Origin of the sequence: Modestobacter marinus, from assembly GCF_011758655.1 — a bacterium.
Classification (GTDB): Bacteria; Actinomycetota; Actinomycetes; order Mycobacteriales; family Geodermatophilaceae; genus Modestobacter; species Modestobacter marinus.
Genome location: NZ_JAAMPA010000001.1, coordinates 2098399 through 2112516, shown reverse-complemented (window position 1 = coordinate 2112516; position 14118 = coordinate 2098399). Strand labels below are relative to the sequence as shown.

Sequence of the window (14118 nt, the reverse complement as noted above, 5' to 3'; positions counted from 1 at the left end):
GTGGCCTGGTCGCCCACCCGGTCCTAGCCGAGGGGGCGGTCGTGCTCAGGCGCACCGCCGGTCCGGCCCTACGGACCCGCGACGGTGCGCCGACGTGCTGGGATCAGCGGGCCTTCTTCTTGCCCGCGATGGTCTTGCGCGGGCCCTTGCTCGAGCGCGCGTTCGTCTTGGTGCGCTGCCCGTGCACCGGCAGGCCGCGGCGGTGCCGCAGACCCTGGTAGCAGCCGATCTCCACCTTGCGGCGGATGTCGGCGGCCACCTCGCGGCGCAGGTCACCCTCGACGCGGAAGTGCTCGTCGATGTAGTCGCGCAGCTTGAGCAGGTCCTCGTCGGTCAGGTCCTTGGCCCGCAGGTCCGGGCTGACGCCCGTCGCGGCCAGGGTCGCCTTGGCCGAGGTCGGCCCGATCCCGTAGATGTAGGTGAGCGCGATCTCCATCCGCTTCTCGCGGGGAAGGTCGACGCCAGCAAGTCGTGCCATTGTCAGGTACTCCCTCAGCCCTGGCGCTGCTTGTGCCGGGCGTTCTCGCAGATGACCATGACCCGGCCGTGCCGGCGGATCACCTTGCACTTGTCACAGATCTTCTTCACCGACGGCTGGACCTTCACCGGTGCCGCCCTCATTCCTGTAGATCGTGCGCCGACCCCCGGACCCACGTGGGGACCCGGACCGGCAGCGGGTTACTTGTAGCGGTAGACGATGCGGCCGCGGGTCAGGTCGTAGGGCGAGAGCTCCACGACCACGCGGTCCTCGGGCAGGATCCGGATGTAGTGCTGCCGCATCTTGCCGCTGATGTGGGCGAGCACCCGGTGCCCGTTCTGCAGTTCGACCCGGAACATCGCGTTGGGCAGCGGCTCGACGACACGACCCTCGACCTCGATGGCCCCGTCCTTCTTAGCCACGCCTACACGGCCTCCTCGTTCGATCGGGACTGCATGCGCCCATGCCGGAGTGACAGGGCGGTCGTGCGGGATTCCTTGCTGGCTGCACCCGACCAGGTCGGGTGCGGTGGTGCGGGCGTCCTCACTGAGGGCGTCCGGCGGCGTACGGCCACAGCACGACGACGGACGGCGCGAACGCCATCGGCCACTGTACTCCCAGCAGCTGCGACACTCCAACCCGGGGCGAGGTGACAGAGCCCTCCCGCCGGTCCGTCCCGCACCCGACGGCAACGGGCCAGGGACCCGCTCCGCCGGGAGGCCGCCCCCGCTACTGGCGGGCGGTGACCCCGAAGGGCGCCAGTCCGGCCGCGCCGCCGTCCTCCGCCGTGAGGACCCACGGGCCCTCGGGCGTGATGGCGACGCTGTGCTCGAAGTGCGCGGCGCGCGAGCCGTCCTTGGTGACGACCGTCCAGCCGTCCTCGAGCTCCACGGTGGCCGGGTCGCCCACGGTGACCATCGGCTCGATGGCCAGTGCGAGCCCCGGGACCAGCTTCGGGCCGCGGCCCGGGCGCCCGTAGTTGAGCACGTGCGGGTCCTGGTGCATCTCGGTGCCGATGCCGTGACCGCCGTAGTGGTCGACGATCCCGTAGCGGTGCTCGTGCGCGGTGATCGACTCCTCCACCGCGTGGCTGATGTCGGTGAGCCGGCCACCGGCGACGGCCTTCGCCAGCCCGGCCCACATCGACCGCTCGGTGACCTCCAGCAGGGCGGCGTCCTCCGCCGACGGCGCCCCCACCGGCACGGTGATCGCCGAGTCGCTGTGCCAGCCCTGCAGGATCGCCCCGCAGTCGATCGAGATGTTGTCGCCCTCGGCCAACGTGCGGTCCGGGTTCGGGATCCCGTGCACGACCTCGTCGTTGATCGAGGCGCAGATGGTGCCGGTGAACCCGTGGTAGCCCAGGAAGTTCGGGACCGCCCCCGCCGACCGGATGTGGTCCTCGGCGATGGCGTCGAGCTCACCGGTGGTGACCCCCGGCCGCACCGCCGCCCGGACCGCCTTGAGCGCGCCTGCGGTGACGAGCCCGGAGGCGCGCATCAGCTCGATCTCGTGCGCCGTCTTGATCTGGATCATGCGTCCACTCCACTTCGCCAGCAGCGGCAGCCGGGCGAGGAGCGCAGACCCGCGGTCACCGTGCACCGCAGCCCCGCCGTCTCAGACCCCGGTCGGGCCGTTGGCCGGGTCGTCGCCCGGCTCGTCGTCCAGTACGTGCTCCGCGCCGAGCGCCTCGAGCGCCCGGCGGGTGACCTCGTCGATCTCACCGATGGCGTCGATCTGGCTCAGCAGCCCGGCCTCGGCGTAGAAGCCCGACAGCGGGGCCGTCTGCTCCCGGTAGACCTCCAGCCGGTGGCGGACCGTCTCGGGCTTGTCGTCGTCGCGCTGCACCCACACACCGTCGACCAGCATCCGGCGACCGGAGAGCCGGCGCACCAGCTCCTCCTCGTCGACGACCAGTTCGAGGCACCGGTCGAGCGCATGGCCCATCTCGGCGAGCGAGTCGCGCAGCTGCTCCGCCTGGGCGATGGTGCGCGGGAAACCGTCGAGCAGGAACCCGACCTTCGCGTCCGGTTCGGCCAGCCGGTCGGAGACCATCGCGACGGTGATCTCGTCAGGCACCAGGTCGCCGGCGTCCATGTAGACCTTCGCCTGCTGACCGAGCTCGGTCTCGCCGCTGACGTTGGCCCGGAAGATCTCACCCGTGGAGATGGCGGGGACGCCCAGCCGCGCGGCGATCACCTGCGCCTGCGTTCCCTTGCCGGCGCCGGGAGGGCCGAGCAGCACGACGCGCATCAGCGGAGGAACCCTTCGTAGCTGCGCTGGTTGAGCTGCGTCTCGATCTGCTTCACCGTCTCCAAGCCCACTCCCACCATGATCAGCACCGCGGTCCCGCCGAACGGGAAGTTCTGGTTCTGCCCCTCTTGGGTGATCGAGAGGAACAGGTTGGGCAGCACTGCCACCAGCCCGAGGTAGATGGACCCCGGCAGGGTGATCCGCGACAGCACGTACTGCAGGTACTCCGCCGTGGGCCGGCCCGGTCGGATGCCCGGGATGAAGCCGCCGTAGCGCTTCATGTCGTCGGCCCGCTCTTCGGGGTTGAACGTGATCGACACGTAGAAGTACGTGAAGAAGATGATGAGCCCGAAGTAGATGGCGATGTGCACCGGGCTGCTCTGGTTGATCACGTAGTTCTCGAAGAACCGGCGGACCGGGCCGCTCGAGTCGCTCTGCAGCTGGCTGAGCAGCTGCGGCAGGTACAGCAGCGAGGAGGCGAAGATGACCGGGATGACGCCGGCCTGGTTCACCTTCAGCGGCAGGTAGGTCGACGTGCCGCCGTACATCCGGCGGCCGACCATCCGCTTGGCGTACTGCACCGGGATGCGGCGCTGCGCCTGCTCGACGTAGACGACCGAGGCGATGACCACCAGGGCGAAGAGGCAGACCACGGCGAAGATGAACGCCCCGCGGGTCTGCAGGATGGCGCCGCCCTCGGCGGGGATCCGGGCCGCGATCGAGGTGAAGATCAGCACGGACATGCCGTTGCCGATCCCCTTCTCGGTGAGGAGCTCGCCCAGCCACATGATGACGGCCGTGCCGGCGGTCAGCGTGATGACGAGGACGACCGTCGTCCAGACGGAGTCCGACGGGATGATGTCCTGCGGACAGTTCGGGAACAGCTGGCCGCTGCGGGCGAGGGCGATGATCCCGGTGCTCTGCAGGACGGCGAGGGCGATCGTCAGGTACCGGGTGTACTGGGTCAGTTTCGCCTGACCCGACTGCCCTTCCTTCTTCAGCTGCTCGAACCGTGGGATGACCACGACCAGCAGCTGGACGATGATGCTCGCGGTGATGTACGGCATGATGCCGAGCGCGAAGACGGAGAGCCGCAACAGCGCCCCACCGGAGAACAGGTTGACCAGCGAGTAGACGTCGCGCTGGTCGGAGGCCGCAGCCAGGTCCAGACAGCTGTTGATCGCCTCGGTCGAGACCCCTGGCCCGGGGATGCTGGCGCCGAGCCGGTAGACGGCGATCACCGCCAGGGAGAACAGCAGCTTGCGCCGGAGATCTGGCGTCCGGAACGCCGCGGCGAACGCCTGCAGCACGTGCCCTCCCCGAGTAGGTCGTATGAGGCTATCAACGTCAGGCCGCCGCCCGGTCGGCCCGCCCACCCGGAGGGGTGGTGCAGACCGTGCGGACGACGGTCAGGTGGCGCTCCGGCCGGCGGCCGGACAGAGAAAAGCCCCCCTGGGCTCCCCCGCCGCGAAGTGAGTTCGCGACGGGGGGACAGGGGGGTCCTTCGTCAGATCTGGGTGGTGCTGCCCCCGGCAGCGCCGATCTTCTCCTCCGCGGACTTGGAGAACGCGTGCGCCTGCACGTCGACCTTCACGCCGCCGAGCTCGCCCGTGCCGAGGACCTTGACCGGCTGACCGCGACGGACGGCGCCGGCGTCGGCCAGCGTGTCCGGGCTGATCGTGCCGCCCTGCGGGAACAGGGAGGCGATCCGGTCCAGGTTCACGACCTGGAAGACGACCTTGTTGTTGTTCTTGAAGCCGGAGAGCTTCGGCAGCCGCATGAAGAGGGGGGTCTGACCACCCTCGAAGCGGGCAGAGACCTGCACGCGCGCGCCGGAGCCCTTGGTGCCGCGACCGGCCGTCTTGCCCTTGGAGCCCTCACCACGACCCACGCGGGTCTTCTTGGTGTGGGCGCCCGGAGCCGGACGCAGGTGGTGGACCTTGAGAGTCATGTCAGTATTCCTTCTCGCCCGACGCTCAGACGATCTCTTCGACGGCGACCAGGTGCGGCACCGTCGCGACCATCCCGCGGATCTCGGGACGGTCCTCCTGGACGACCGAGTCGTTGATCCGCTTCAGCCCGAGCGAACGCAGCGTCTGGCGCTGGTTCGGCTTGGTGCCGATGGCCGACTTGACCTGGGTGACCTTCAGCTGAGCCATCTCAGACCCCCTGACCGGCCCGCGCACGCAGCATGGCGGCGGGGGCGACGTCCTCGAGAGGCAGGCCGCGGCGGGCCGCGATCTCCTCGGGGCGGACGAGGTCCTTCAGCGCCTGCATGGTCGCGTGGACGATGTTGATCGGGTTCGAGGACCCGAGGCTCTTGGACAGGATGTCGTGGATCCCGGCGCACTCGAGCACGGCACGCACCGGGCCACCGGCGATCACACCGGTACCGGGGCTGGCCGGCTTGAGCAGCACGACACCGGCAGCCGCCTCACCCTGCACCGGGTGCGGGATGGTGTTGGCGATGCGGGGCACCTTGTAGAAGTGCTTCTTGGCCTCCTCGACGCCCTTGGCGATCGCCGCGGGCACCTCCTTGGCCTTGCCGTAGCCGACACCCACGGTGCCGTTGCCGTCGCCCACGATCACCAGCGCGGTGAAGCTGAAGCGCCGACCGCCCTTGACGACCTTGGACACGCGGTTGATGGCCACCACGCGCTCGATGAACTGGCTCTTCTCGGCGGTACCGCCACCGGGGCCGCGGCCGCCGTCGCGGCGGTCACGGCGGTCGTTGCCGCCGCCGGCACCGCCGGGGCCACCCGTCCCGCCGGCGCCACCGCCGCGTCGCTGTGGTCCTGGCATCAGACGTCCCTCTCGATCTGCTCAGTGATGGTGCTCATCAGAAGTCCAGCCCGCCTTCGCGGGCGCCGTCCGCCAGGGCGGCGATGCGCCCGGCGTACCGGTTGCCGCCCCGGTCGAAGACGACGGCGGCGATGCCGGCGGCCTTGGCGCGCTCAGCGACCAGGGCCCCGACCTGCCGGGCGAGGGCGGACTTGTCGCCCTCGGCGCCCTTCAGGCTGGCGTCCATGGTCGACGCACTGGCCAGGGTACGGCCCACCGTGTCGTCGATGACCTGGACGTGGATGTGCCTGGAGCTGCGCTTGACCACCAGACGGGGGCGCTCCGGCGTACCGCCGACGCGCTTGCGCAGCCGGTTGTGCCGGCGCAGCCGCGAGACGCGGCGCGCGGTGCTGACGTCGGTGCCGACGGGCTTGTGCACCCGGACACCCTTCTCGGTCTTGGCTGCCTGTGCCATCACTTGCCCGTCTTCCCGACCTTGCGCTTGACGACCTCGCCCTGGTACCGCACGCCCTTGCCCTTGTACGGGTCGGGCTTGCGGATCTTGCGGATCTTGGCGGAGACCTCGCCGACCTGCTGCTTGTCGATGCCGCTCACCCGCAGGCGGGTGGGGGCCTCGACGGTGAAGGCGATCCCCTCGGGGGCCTTCACGAGCACCGGGTGGCTGAAGCCGAGGGCGAACTCGAGGTCGCTCCCCCGGGCCTGCACGCGGTAGCCGACGCCGACGATCTCCAGGGTCTTCTCGAACCCCTGGGTGACGCCGGTGATCATGTTGGCGATGAGGGAGCGGGACAGGCCGTGCAGGGCACGGCTCTCGCGCTCGTCGTTGGGACGCTGCACCAGCAGCACCCCGTCCTCACCGCGCTCGACGGTGATGGGAGCTGCCACCGTGTGGCTGAGCTTCCCCTTCGGGCCTGAGACGTTGACCGTTCGCCCGTCGATGGCGACGTCAACCCCGCTCGGCACCGGAATCGGGAGTCGTCCGATCCGTGACATGTCTGCTCGCTCCTCTTACCAGACGTAGGCGAGGACTTCCCCACCCACGCCCTTCTTGTTCGCCTGCTTGTCGGTCAGCAGCCCGGTGGAGGTGGAGATGATCGCCACCCCGAGGCCGCCCAGGACCTTGGGCAGGGCAGTCGACTTCGCGTAGACACGCAGGCCGGGCTTGGACACCCGACGGACACCGGCGATGCTGCGCTCGCGGTTCGGACCGTACTTGAGGGAGACCACGAGCTCCTTGCGGACGTGGCCGTCGACCTCGACGTCGTTCACGGTCCAGCCGCCGATGTAGCCCTCCTGCTGGAGGATCTCGGCGACCTTCGTCTTGAGCTTCGACGACGGCATGGCCGCGGCGTCGTGGTACGCCTGGTTGGCGTTGCGGATCCGCGTGAGCATGTCCGCGATCGGGTCGGTCATCGTCATGGGTGCGTCGTGCCTCTCTCGCCGCGGTTCCGCACGCTGTCGTGCGCGGGCCTCTCGGCGACGTGGGTGGTGCCCCGGGTCGAACCCGGGAGCGGGTGGCCCGCCCCGTGCGGGGCGGGCCGTACTGCGTCTGTTACCAGCTCGACTTGGTCACGCCGGGCAGCTCGCCCGCGTGCGCCATCTCCCGCAGGCAGATCCGGCACAGGCCGAACTTGCGGAAGACCGCGTGCGGCCGGCCGCAACGCTGGCAGCGGGTGTAGCCGCGGACGGCGAACTTCGGCGTGCGAGCCGCCTTGTTGACAAGGGCCTTCTTGGCCATCTCTTGGTCTCCTACCTTCTACGCAGACCGCGTCAGCGGGTGGCGTTCACGACGGTCTGGCCGGCGAAGGGGAACCCGAGGAGCGTCAGCAGCTCCCGGCCCTCCTCGTCGGTCGTGGCGGTGGTCACCAGGGTGATGTCCATGCCGCGGGGCCGGTCGATCTTGTCGACGTCGATCTCGCGGAACATCGACTGCTCGGTCAGACCGAACGTGTAGTTGCCGTGGCCGTCGAACTGCTTGGGGTTCAGGCCACGGAAGTCGCGGATGCGGGGCAGGGCCAGCGACAGCAGCCGGTCCAGGAACTCCCACATGCGGTCGCCGCGGAGGGTGACCTTCGCGCCGATCGGCATGCCCTCGCGCAGCTTGAACTGCGCGATCGACTTGCGGGCCCGCACGACGGCGGGCTTCTGGCCGGTGATGGCGGTGAGGTCGCGGACCGCGCCGTCCATCAGCTTGGCGTCGCGGGTGGCCTCGCCGACGCCCATGTTGACCACGATCTTGACCAGACCGGGGATCTGCATGACGTTCGGGTAGCCGAACTCGGACTGCAGGGCCGGCGCGATCTCCTCGCGGTACCGGGCCAGCATGCGGGGCAGCTCACGGGTGGGTGCGCTCATGGTGATCAGAGGTCCTTACCGGTGCGCCGCGAGACCCGGATGTTGCGGCCTTCCTCGTCCTTGCGGTAACCGACCCGGGTCGGCTTGTCCTCGGAGTCGATCACCATCACGTTGCTCACGTGGATGGCGGCCTCCTGCGTGACGATCCCGCCCTGCTGGGCACCGCGCTGGCTGGTGCTGATCCGGGTGTGCTTCTTCACCCGGCCGATGCCCTCCACCAGGACCTTCTGGGTCCGGGGGAACGCCGCGATGACGCGGCCCTTGGCACCCTTGTCCTTGCCGGCCAGGACGACGACCGAGTCGCCCTTCTTGACCTTCATCGACGGGGTCTTCCCGCTCGTCGGCTGAGCCATGATCACAACACCTCCGGAGCGAGCGAGATGATCCGCATGAAGCGCTTGTCGCGCAGCTCCCGGCCCACCGGGCCGAAGATGCGCGTGCCGCGCGGGTCGCCGCTGTCGCGGATGATGACCGCGGCGTTCTCGTCGAAGCGGATGTAGGAGCCGTCCGGACGGCGACGCTCCTTGACCGTGCGGACGATGACGGCCTTGACCACATCGCCCTTCTTGACGCCGGCGCCGGGCAGCGCGTCCTTGACGGTGGCGACGATGACGTCACCGATGCCCGCGTAGCGGCGCCCCGACCCGCCGAGCACCCGGATGCACAAGATCTCCTTGGCCCCGGTGTTGTCGGCGACCCTGAGCCGCGACTCCTGCTGGATCACTTCCTGCTCCTGAATCTGAGTGGCGACAGCCGGACCGGATCGGTGAACCGGCTGTCCGGCACCCACGTGCGGACGCACCGGCAGCGTGGGCCGCCGGTGCGTCCGTGCACGGGTACCGGGATGCGGCGCGCACCGAAGAGCGCGCCAGTCGTCCAGGGTACTCCCTGCTCACCGACCCCGAGAGGCCGGTCGACTTCTTACTTGGCCTTCTCGACGACCGTGACCAGGCGCCACCGCTTGGTGGCAGAGGTCGGGCGCGTCTCCATGATCTGCACCCGGTCGCCGATGCCGGCGCTGTTCTGCTCGTCGTGCGCCTTCAGCTTGCTGGTGCGACGCAGAACCTTGCCGTACAGCCCGTGCTTCACGCGGTCCTCGACCTCGACGACGATGGTCTTGTCCATCTTGTCGCTGACGACCAGGCCCTCACGGACCTTGCGGTAGCCACGCCCGGCCAGGCCGGGCCCGGTCGAGGTCTCGGTGGTGTTGGTGACCTCGCTCATGCGACACCCTCGTTCGGGGCGACCGAGAGACCCAGCTCGCGCTCGCGCATGATCGTGTAGATCCGGGCGATGTCGCGGCGGACGGTCTGCAGTCGCCGGTTGTTGTCCAGCTGGCCGGTGGCCACCTGGAACCGCAGGTTGAACAGCTCTTCGCGCGACTCGCGCAGCCGGGTGGCCAGCTCGTCGGCGGACAGCTCGCGCAGCTCAGGCGCAGTGAGGCCGGCGGCCATCACACCTCTCCTTCGCGAGTGATGAAGCGGCACTTCATGGGGAGCTTGTGGATCGCGCGGCGCATGGCCTCGCGGGCCACCGGCTCGGCGACACCCGACAGCTCGAACATGATCCGGCCGGGCTTGACGTTCGCCACCCACCACTCGGGCGAGCCCTTGCCGGAACCCATGCGGGTCTCGGCCGGCTTCTTCGTCAGCGGGCGGTCGGGGTAGATCGAGATCCACACCTTGCCGCCACGCTTGATGTGACGCGTCATGGCGATACGCGCGGACTCGATCTGCCGGTTGGTCACGTACGCAGGCTCGAGGGCCTGGATCGCGAAGTCACCGAAGTTGATCGCCGTGCCGCCCTTGGCCCGCCCGGTGCGGTCCGGGTGGTGCTGCTTGCGGTGCTTGACCCGACGTGGGATGAGCACTGGTCAGCCCTCCGTGTTCTCGGCACCGGCGGCCTGCGCGGCCGCGGTGCCCTCAGCACCGGCGGCCTCGCCGATGCTCTGCGCGGGAGCAGCCTCGCCCGAGGCGACGGCGACGGCGCTGGTGGCGTCGGCGGGGACCTCGGCCGGCTGCTCGGTGGAGACCGGGGCGTCGGCCGCAGCGCGGCCGGCCTCGGTGCCCCCGGCAGTGGTGCCGGACGAGCCGGACCGCCGCTGGGGACGCTGGGCGCGCTCACGGCGCTGCTGACGCTGGGCGAGGGCCTCGAGGGCCTCCCGCTCGGCGCGCGAGCCGCTGGCGTCGCCCTTGTAGATCCAGACCTTCACGCCGATGCGGCCGAAGGTCGTGCGGGCCTCGTAGATGCCGTAGTCGATGTTCGCCCGCAGGGTGTGCAGCGGCACGCGACCCTCGCGGTAGAACTCCGAACGGCTCATCTCCGTGCCGCCGAGGCGACCCGAGCACTGCACCCGGATCCCCTTGACCTGCGGGCTCCGCTGCGCGGACTGCATCGCCTTGCGCATGGCCCGACGGAAGCTGACCCGGCTGGACAGCTGCTCGGCGACCCCCTGGGCCACCAGCTGCGCGTCGGACTCGGGGTTCTTCACCTCGAGGATGTTCAGCTGCACCTGCTTGCCGGTGAGCTTCTCCAGCTCACCGCGGATGCGGTCGGCCTCCGCGCCACGACGACCGATGACGATGCCCGGCCGGGCGGTGTGGATGTCCACTCGGACCCGGTCACGGGTGCGCTCGATCTCCACCTTCGAGATGCCGGCGCGCTCCATGCCCTTGCCCATGAGCTTCCGGATGGCCACGTCTTCCTTGACGTAGTCCTTGTACAGCTTGTCCGCGTACCACCGGGACTTGTAGTCGGTGGTGATGCCGAGCCGGAACCCGTGCGGGTTGACCTTCTGACCCACTAGCGGGTCCCTCCCCTCGTGTTGCTCTTCTGCTGCTGGGTGGCCGGGCCGGACTGCCCGGTCTCCCGACGTGCCTTGCGAGACCGCAGGGCCAGCTCAGCGCTGGAGCTGACCTCGGACACCTCGACGGTGATGTGGCTGGTCCGCTTGTTGATGCGGAACGCCCGCCCCTGTGCACGCGGACGGATCCGCTTGAGCGTGGGGCCCTCGTCGACGAACGCGGCGCTGACGACGAGCGCAGCCGGGTCGAGCTGCAGGTTGTGCTCGGCGTTGGCGACGGCGCTGGCGACGACCTTGGCCACCGGCTCGCTGGCGGTCTGCGGAGTGAAGCGCAGGAGTGCCAGGGCCTCGTCCGTGGGCAGGTAGCGGATCATGTCCACCACCCGTCGGGCCTTCATGGGGGTGACGCTGACGAACCGGGCCGTGGCCCGGGCGACCGGCGTCTCCTGTCCCAACTGGGAAGTCATCTGATGTCTTCTCTCTGCCTGGTCAGCCGCGCCGCGAGCGGCGGTCGTCCTTGACGTGCCCACGGAAGGTGCGCGTGGGCGCGAACTCGCCGAGCTTGTGCCCGACCATCGCCTCGGTGACGAACACCGGGACGTGCTTGCGGCCGTCGTGCACGGCGATCGTGTGCCCGAGCATGTCGGGGATGATCGTCGAACGCCGCGACCAGGTGCGGATGACGTTCTTGGTGCCCTTGTCGTTCTGAGCGTCCACCTTGGCGAGCAGGTGGTCGTCGACGAACGGGCCCTTCTTCAGGCTGCGTGGCATGTCTGTCGGACTCCTCTACCCGCTCAGCGCTTCTTGTTGGTGCGCCGGCGGCGCACGATCAGGGCATCACTGGCCTTGCGCTTGCGCGTCCGGCCCTCCGGCTTGCCCTTCGGGTTGACCGGGTGCCGGCCACCGGAGGTCTTGCCCTCACCACCACCGTGCGGGTGGTCGACCGGGTTCATGGCGACACCGCGGACGGTCGGGCGCTTGCCCTTCCACCGCATCCGGCCGGCCTTGCCCCAGTTGATGTTCGACTGCTCGGCGTTGCCGACCTCACCGATCGTGGCGCGGCACCGGACGTCGACGTTACGGATCTCGCCCGAGGGCATCCGCAGCTGGGCGAAGCGCCCCTCACGGGCGACCAGCTGGACGCTCGTGCCGGCCGACCGGGCGATCTTCGCCCCGCCACCGGGCCGCAGCTCGATCGCGTGCACGACCGTGCCGACCGGGATGTTGCGCAGCGGCAGGTTGTTGCCCGGCTTGATGTCGGCCGCCGGGCCACACTCCACCGTGTCGCCCTGCTTCAGCTTCGCCGGGGCGATGATGTAGCGCTTCTCCCCGTCGGCGAAGTGCAGCAGCGCGATCCGCGAGGTGCGGTTGGGGTCGTACTCGATGTGCGCGACCTTGGCCGGCACGCCGTCCTTGTCGGCCCGGCGGAAGTCGATGAGCCGGTAGGCACGCTTGTGCCCGCCGCCCTGGTGACGAGCCGTCACACGCCCGTGGACGTTGCGCCCGCCACGACCGTGCAGCGGTCGGACCAGCGACTTCTCGGGATGGTCGCGGGTGACCTCGGCGAAGTCGGCGACGGACGAGCCGCGGCGGCCCGGCGTCGTCGGCTTGTACTTACGGATGGCCATGGTTCCTCAGAGTCCCTGTCTGTTCTCTCTGGTCCGATCGATGGTCAACGGCGCTCAGGCGCCGGGTCCACCGAAGAGCTCGATGCGGTCACCGGGGGCAACGGAGACGATGGCGCGCTTGGTGTCCTTGCGCTTCCCCATCACAGCGCCCTTGGAGCGCTTCCTCTTCCCCTGGCGGTTGATCGTGTTGACGGCGAGGACCTTCACGTTGAAGACCTGCTGCACAGCGATCTTGATCTGGGTCTTGTTGGCGTCGGGACGGACGATGAACGTGTACTTGTTCTCGTCCAGCAGCCCGTAGCTCTTCTCCGAGATGACCGGGGACAGCAGCACGTCCCGGGGGTCGCGGACGCTCATGCCTTCTCCTCGGTCGTCTCGGTCGTGGTGGCCGGCGCGATCGAGGGCACGTCGCCGTCGATCTCGTGCGTCTCCAGGTCGGGGAGCTCGGCCGAGGAGGCCGCACCCTTGCCGCCCCGGGCCGGGCCGGTGACGTACTCGGTCAGCGCGGTCTCGGTGAAGACGACCTCGTCGGACACCAGCACGTCGTAGGTGTTGAGCTGACCGGCCTCGATCAGGTGCACCCGCGGCACGTTGCGCAGGCTGACCCAGTTGAGGACGTCGTCCCGGTCGAGGACGACCAGCACGCGCTTGGCGGTGCTGACCGCGTCGAGGACCTTGAGCGCCGCCTTGGTCGAGGGCGCGTCACCGTCGACGAACGCGGACACCACGTGCACGCGGCCGTCCCGGGCCCGGTCGGAGAGGGCACCGCGCAGGGCGGCGGCCTTCATCTTCTTGGGGGTCTTCTGCTCGTAGTTGCGCGGCTGCGGGCCGTGCGAGATGCCACCGCCGGTGAACTGCGGGGACCGCAGCGAACCCTGACGGGCGCGACCGGTGCCCTTCTGGCGGTACGGCTTGGCGCCGGTGCCGCTGACCTGGGCGCGGGTCTTGGTCGCGTGCGTGCCCTGGCGGGCCGCGGCCAGCTGGGCCACGACGACCTGGTGGAGCAGCGAGACGTTCGCCGGGGCGTCGAAGAGCTCGCCGGGCAGCGTGACGCTGCCCGAGGTCTCCCCCGCCGGCGTCCGGACGTCGACCTGACGGTCGGTCCGGGTTGCGGTCGACTCGGTCACTTCGCGTCACTCCCCACGGGGCCGCCCTTGACCGCGGACCGGACGAGCAGGAGCCCGCCGCGGGGGCCGGGGACGGCGCCCTTGATCAGGACCAGGCCCTTCTCGGTGTCCACCTGGTGGACCTTGAGCGAGAGCGTGGTGGTGGTGACCGCGCCCATGCGCCCGGCCATGCGCACGCCCTTGAAGACGCGACCGGGGGTGGAGGCCCCACCGATCGAGCCGGGTGCGCGGTGCTTGCGGTGGGTGCCGTGGCCGGCGCCGAGGCCCTTGAAGCCGTGACGCTTCATGACACCGGCGGTGCCCTTGCCCTTGCTGGTGCCGATGACGTCGACCTTGGCCACGTCGGAGAGGACCTCGGCGGTCAGCTCCTGGCCGACCGTGTAGTCGGAGGCGTCCTCGGTGCGCAGCTCGACCAGGTGCCGGCGCGGGGTGACACCCGCCTTGGCGAAGTGCCCACCTTCGGGCTTGTTCACCTTGCGGGGGTCGATCGCACCGAACCCGAGCTGGACGGCGGAGTAGCCGTCCTTCTCGGGGGTGCGCACCTGGGTGACCACGCACGGGCCCGCCTTGATGACGGTCACCGGCACGATGCGGTTGTTCTCGTCGAAGACCTGGGTCATCCCCAGCTTCTCGCCGAGGAGACCACGGAATGTGCTCGCCATGTCTGGGACAGCC

At 69.8% G+C, this 14118-nt stretch carries 26 protein-coding genes; all 26 read right to left on the bottom strand.

The window, feature by feature from the left end; genetic code table 11:
* Positions 1-103: 103 nt before the first annotated feature.
* The 26 genes from rpsM to rplC all read right to left on the bottom strand — a co-directional run bounded on the left by rpsM (position 104) and on the right by rplC (position 14105).
* Positions 104-478 (bottom strand): 30S ribosomal protein S13, encoded by a 375-nt coding sequence (rpsM, locus tag FB380_RS10090; RefSeq protein ID WP_036334299.1) that lies wholly within the window; start codon positions 476-478, stop codon positions 104-106.
* 14 nt (positions 479-492) lie between these two features.
* The gene (gene rpmJ / locus FB380_RS10085; RefSeq protein WP_014742835.1) at positions 493-606 is read right to left on the bottom strand and encodes a 50S ribosomal protein L36; all 114 of its coding nucleotides are present in this window, start codon (positions 604-606) and stop codon (positions 493-495) included.
* A 72-nt stretch (positions 607-678) separates the two neighbouring features.
* Positions 679-900 carry a translation initiation factor IF-1 gene (infA, locus tag FB380_RS10080; protein WP_012950459.1) on the bottom strand — a complete coding sequence of 74 codons (222 nt, stop codon included), beginning with the start codon at positions 898-900 and terminating at the stop codon, positions 679-681.
* Between the two features lie 307 nt (positions 901-1207).
* Entirely contained in the window at positions 1208-2011 is an 804-nt protein-coding gene (gene map, locus FB380_RS10075) for a type I methionyl aminopeptidase (RefSeq protein ID WP_166754932.1), read from the bottom strand.
* An 81-nt stretch (positions 2012-2092) separates the two neighbouring features.
* Positions 2093-2728, bottom strand: a complete 636-nt coding sequence (locus tag FB380_RS10070) for an adenylate kinase (RefSeq protein WP_166754931.1) — start codon at positions 2726-2728, stop codon at positions 2093-2095.
* Entirely contained in the window at positions 2728-4038 is a 1311-nt protein-coding gene (gene secY / locus FB380_RS10065) for a preprotein translocase subunit SecY (RefSeq protein ID WP_166754930.1), read from the bottom strand. The genes FB380_RS10070 and secY overlap by 1 nt, the downstream gene beginning before the upstream one ends.
* 197 nt (positions 4039-4235) lie before the next feature.
* Positions 4236-4679 carry a 50S ribosomal protein L15 gene (gene rplO / locus FB380_RS10060; protein ID WP_166754929.1) on the bottom strand — a complete coding sequence of 148 codons (444 nt, stop codon included), beginning with the start codon at positions 4677-4679 and terminating at the stop codon, positions 4236-4238.
* A 25-nt stretch (positions 4680-4704) separates the two neighbouring features.
* Positions 4705-4887: a 50S ribosomal protein L30 gene (gene rpmD, locus FB380_RS10055; protein ID WP_164699904.1), complete on the bottom strand. Its 183-nt coding sequence runs from the start codon at positions 4885-4887 to the stop codon at positions 4705-4707.
* Position 4888: 1 nt separating this feature from the next.
* Entirely contained in the window at positions 4889-5530 is a 642-nt protein-coding gene (rpsE, locus tag FB380_RS10050) for a 30S ribosomal protein S5 (RefSeq protein WP_166754928.1), read from the bottom strand.
* Positions 5531-5567: 37 nt separating this feature from the next.
* Positions 5568-5984, bottom strand: a complete 417-nt coding sequence (rplR, locus tag FB380_RS10045; protein ID WP_166754927.1) for a 50S ribosomal protein L18 — start codon at positions 5982-5984, stop codon at positions 5568-5570.
* Positions 5984-6523, bottom strand: coding sequence for a 50S ribosomal protein L6 (gene rplF / locus FB380_RS10040; RefSeq protein ID WP_166754926.1), 540 nt, complete (start codon positions 6521-6523; stop codon positions 5984-5986). The genes rplR and rplF overlap by 1 nt, the downstream gene beginning before the upstream one ends.
* 15 nt (positions 6524-6538) lie before the next feature.
* Complete coding sequence (gene rpsH, locus FB380_RS10035) at positions 6539-6949, bottom strand: 30S ribosomal protein S8 (protein WP_166754925.1); 411 nt, start codon at positions 6947-6949, stop codon at positions 6539-6541.
* 133 nt (positions 6950-7082) lie between these two features.
* The gene (locus FB380_RS10030) at positions 7083-7268 is read right to left on the bottom strand and encodes a type Z 30S ribosomal protein S14 (protein WP_036334286.1); all 186 of its coding nucleotides are present in this window, start codon (positions 7266-7268) and stop codon (positions 7083-7085) included.
* A gap of 32 nt (positions 7269-7300) precedes the next feature.
* On the bottom strand, positions 7301-7885 hold the full coding sequence (gene rplE / locus FB380_RS10025; protein WP_166754924.1) for a 50S ribosomal protein L5: 585 nt from the start codon (positions 7883-7885) through the stop codon (positions 7301-7303).
* A gap of 5 nt (positions 7886-7890) precedes the next feature.
* Entirely contained in the window at positions 7891-8238 is a 348-nt protein-coding gene (gene rplX, locus FB380_RS10020) for a 50S ribosomal protein L24 (RefSeq protein ID WP_425563405.1), read from the bottom strand.
* A gap of 2 nt (positions 8239-8240) precedes the next feature.
* Complete coding sequence (gene rplN / locus FB380_RS10015; RefSeq protein WP_026844850.1) at positions 8241-8609, bottom strand: 50S ribosomal protein L14; 369 nt, start codon at positions 8607-8609, stop codon at positions 8241-8243.
* A gap of 197 nt (positions 8610-8806) precedes the next feature.
* Positions 8807-9109: a 30S ribosomal protein S17 gene (gene rpsQ / locus FB380_RS10010; RefSeq protein WP_166754923.1), complete on the bottom strand. Its 303-nt coding sequence runs from the start codon at positions 9107-9109 to the stop codon at positions 8807-8809.
* Positions 9106-9339 carry a 50S ribosomal protein L29 gene (gene rpmC, locus FB380_RS10005; protein ID WP_014742850.1) on the bottom strand — a complete coding sequence of 78 codons (234 nt, stop codon included), beginning with the start codon at positions 9337-9339 and terminating at the stop codon, positions 9106-9108. The genes rpsQ and rpmC overlap by 4 nt, the downstream gene beginning before the upstream one ends.
* Positions 9339-9755: a 50S ribosomal protein L16 gene (gene rplP / locus FB380_RS10000; protein WP_014742851.1), complete on the bottom strand. Its 417-nt coding sequence runs from the start codon at positions 9753-9755 to the stop codon at positions 9339-9341. The genes rpmC and rplP overlap by 1 nt, the downstream gene beginning before the upstream one ends.
* 3 nt (positions 9756-9758) lie before the next feature.
* The gene (gene rpsC / locus FB380_RS09995; RefSeq protein WP_166754922.1) at positions 9759-10688 is read right to left on the bottom strand and encodes a 30S ribosomal protein S3; all 930 of its coding nucleotides are present in this window, start codon (positions 10686-10688) and stop codon (positions 9759-9761) included.
* Entirely contained in the window at positions 10688-11155 is a 468-nt protein-coding gene (gene rplV / locus FB380_RS09990) for a 50S ribosomal protein L22 (protein WP_166754921.1), read from the bottom strand. Before rplV ends, rpsC begins: the two co-directional genes overlap by 1 nt.
* 22 nt (positions 11156-11177) lie before the next feature.
* On the bottom strand, positions 11178-11459 hold the full coding sequence (rpsS, locus tag FB380_RS09985) for a 30S ribosomal protein S19 (protein ID WP_153359827.1): 282 nt from the start codon (positions 11457-11459) through the stop codon (positions 11178-11180).
* Between the two features lie 23 nt (positions 11460-11482).
* Complete coding sequence (gene rplB, locus FB380_RS09980) at positions 11483-12316, bottom strand: 50S ribosomal protein L2 (RefSeq protein ID WP_166754920.1); 834 nt, start codon at positions 12314-12316, stop codon at positions 11483-11485.
* Positions 12317-12370: 54 nt separating this feature from the next.
* The gene (gene rplW, locus FB380_RS09975; RefSeq protein WP_014742856.1) at positions 12371-12673 is read right to left on the bottom strand and encodes a 50S ribosomal protein L23; all 303 of its coding nucleotides are present in this window, start codon (positions 12671-12673) and stop codon (positions 12371-12373) included.
* The gene (rplD, locus tag FB380_RS09970) at positions 12670-13443 is read right to left on the bottom strand and encodes a 50S ribosomal protein L4 (RefSeq protein ID WP_166754919.1); all 774 of its coding nucleotides are present in this window, start codon (positions 13441-13443) and stop codon (positions 12670-12672) included. Before rplD ends, rplW begins: the two co-directional genes overlap by 4 nt.
* Complete coding sequence (gene rplC / locus FB380_RS09965; protein WP_166754918.1) at positions 13440-14105, bottom strand: 50S ribosomal protein L3; 666 nt, start codon at positions 14103-14105, stop codon at positions 13440-13442. The genes rplD and rplC overlap by 4 nt, the downstream gene beginning before the upstream one ends.
* Positions 14106-14118: the final 13 nt, after the last annotated feature.

Coding starts and splice junctions, on each gene's coding strand:
- rplB (WP_166754920.1), bottom strand. CDS start 12,316: ATGGCCATCCGTAAGTACAAGCCGACGACGCCGGGCCGCCGCGGCTCG.
- FB380_RS10070 (WP_166754931.1), bottom strand. CDS start 2,728: ATGCGCGTCGTGCTGCTCGGCCCTCCCGGCGCCGGCAAGGGAACGCAG.
- rpsM (WP_036334299.1), bottom strand. CDS start 478: ATGGCACGACTTGCTGGCGTCGACCTTCCCCGCGAGAAGCGGATGGAG.
- rplV (WP_166754921.1), bottom strand. CDS start 11,155: ATGACTTCCCAGTTGGGACAGGAGACGCCGGTCGCCCGGGCCACGGCC.
- rplR (WP_166754927.1), bottom strand. CDS start 5,984: ATGGCACAGGCAGCCAAGACCGAGAAGGGTGTCCGGGTGCACAAGCCC.
- rpsE (WP_166754928.1), bottom strand. CDS start 5,530: ATGCCAGGACCACAGCGACGCGGCGGTGGCGCCGGCGGGACGGGTGGC.
- rplE (WP_166754924.1), bottom strand. CDS start 7,885: ATGAGCGCACCCACCCGTGAGCTGCCCCGCATGCTGGCCCGGTACCGC.
- rplX (WP_425563405.1), bottom strand. CDS start 8,238: ATGGCTCAGCCGACGAGCGGGAAGACCCCGTCGATGAAGGTCAAGAAG.
- rpsH (WP_166754925.1), bottom strand. CDS start 6,949: ATGACGATGACCGACCCGATCGCGGACATGCTCACGCGGATCCGCAAC.
- rplF (WP_166754926.1), bottom strand. CDS start 6,523: ATGTCACGGATCGGACGACTCCCGATTCCGGTGCCGAGCGGGGTTGAC.
- rpmD (WP_164699904.1), bottom strand. CDS start 4,887: ATGGCTCAGCTGAAGGTCACCCAGGTCAAGTCGGCCATCGGCACCAAG.
- map (WP_166754932.1), bottom strand. CDS start 2,011: ATGATCCAGATCAAGACGGCGCACGAGATCGAGCTGATGCGCGCCTCC.
- rplC (WP_166754918.1), bottom strand. CDS start 14,105: ATGGCGAGCACATTCCGTGGTCTCCTCGGCGAGAAGCTGGGGATGACC.
- rpsS (WP_153359827.1), bottom strand. CDS start 11,459: ATGCCACGCAGCCTGAAGAAGGGCCCGTTCGTCGACGACCACCTGCTC.
- rplO (WP_166754929.1), bottom strand. CDS start 4,679: ATGACTCTCAAGGTCCACCACCTGCGTCCGGCTCCGGGCGCCCACACC.
- rpsQ (WP_166754923.1), bottom strand. CDS start 9,109: ATGAGCGAGGTCACCAACACCACCGAGACCTCGACCGGGCCCGGCCTG.
- FB380_RS10030 (WP_036334286.1), bottom strand. CDS start 7,268: ATGGCCAAGAAGGCCCTTGTCAACAAGGCGGCTCGCACGCCGAAGTTC.
- rplW (WP_014742856.1), bottom strand. CDS start 12,673: ATGAGCGTCCGCGACCCCCGGGACGTGCTGCTGTCCCCGGTCATCTCG.
- rpmC (WP_014742850.1), bottom strand. CDS start 9,339: ATGGCCGCCGGCCTCACTGCGCCTGAGCTGCGCGAGCTGTCCGCCGAC.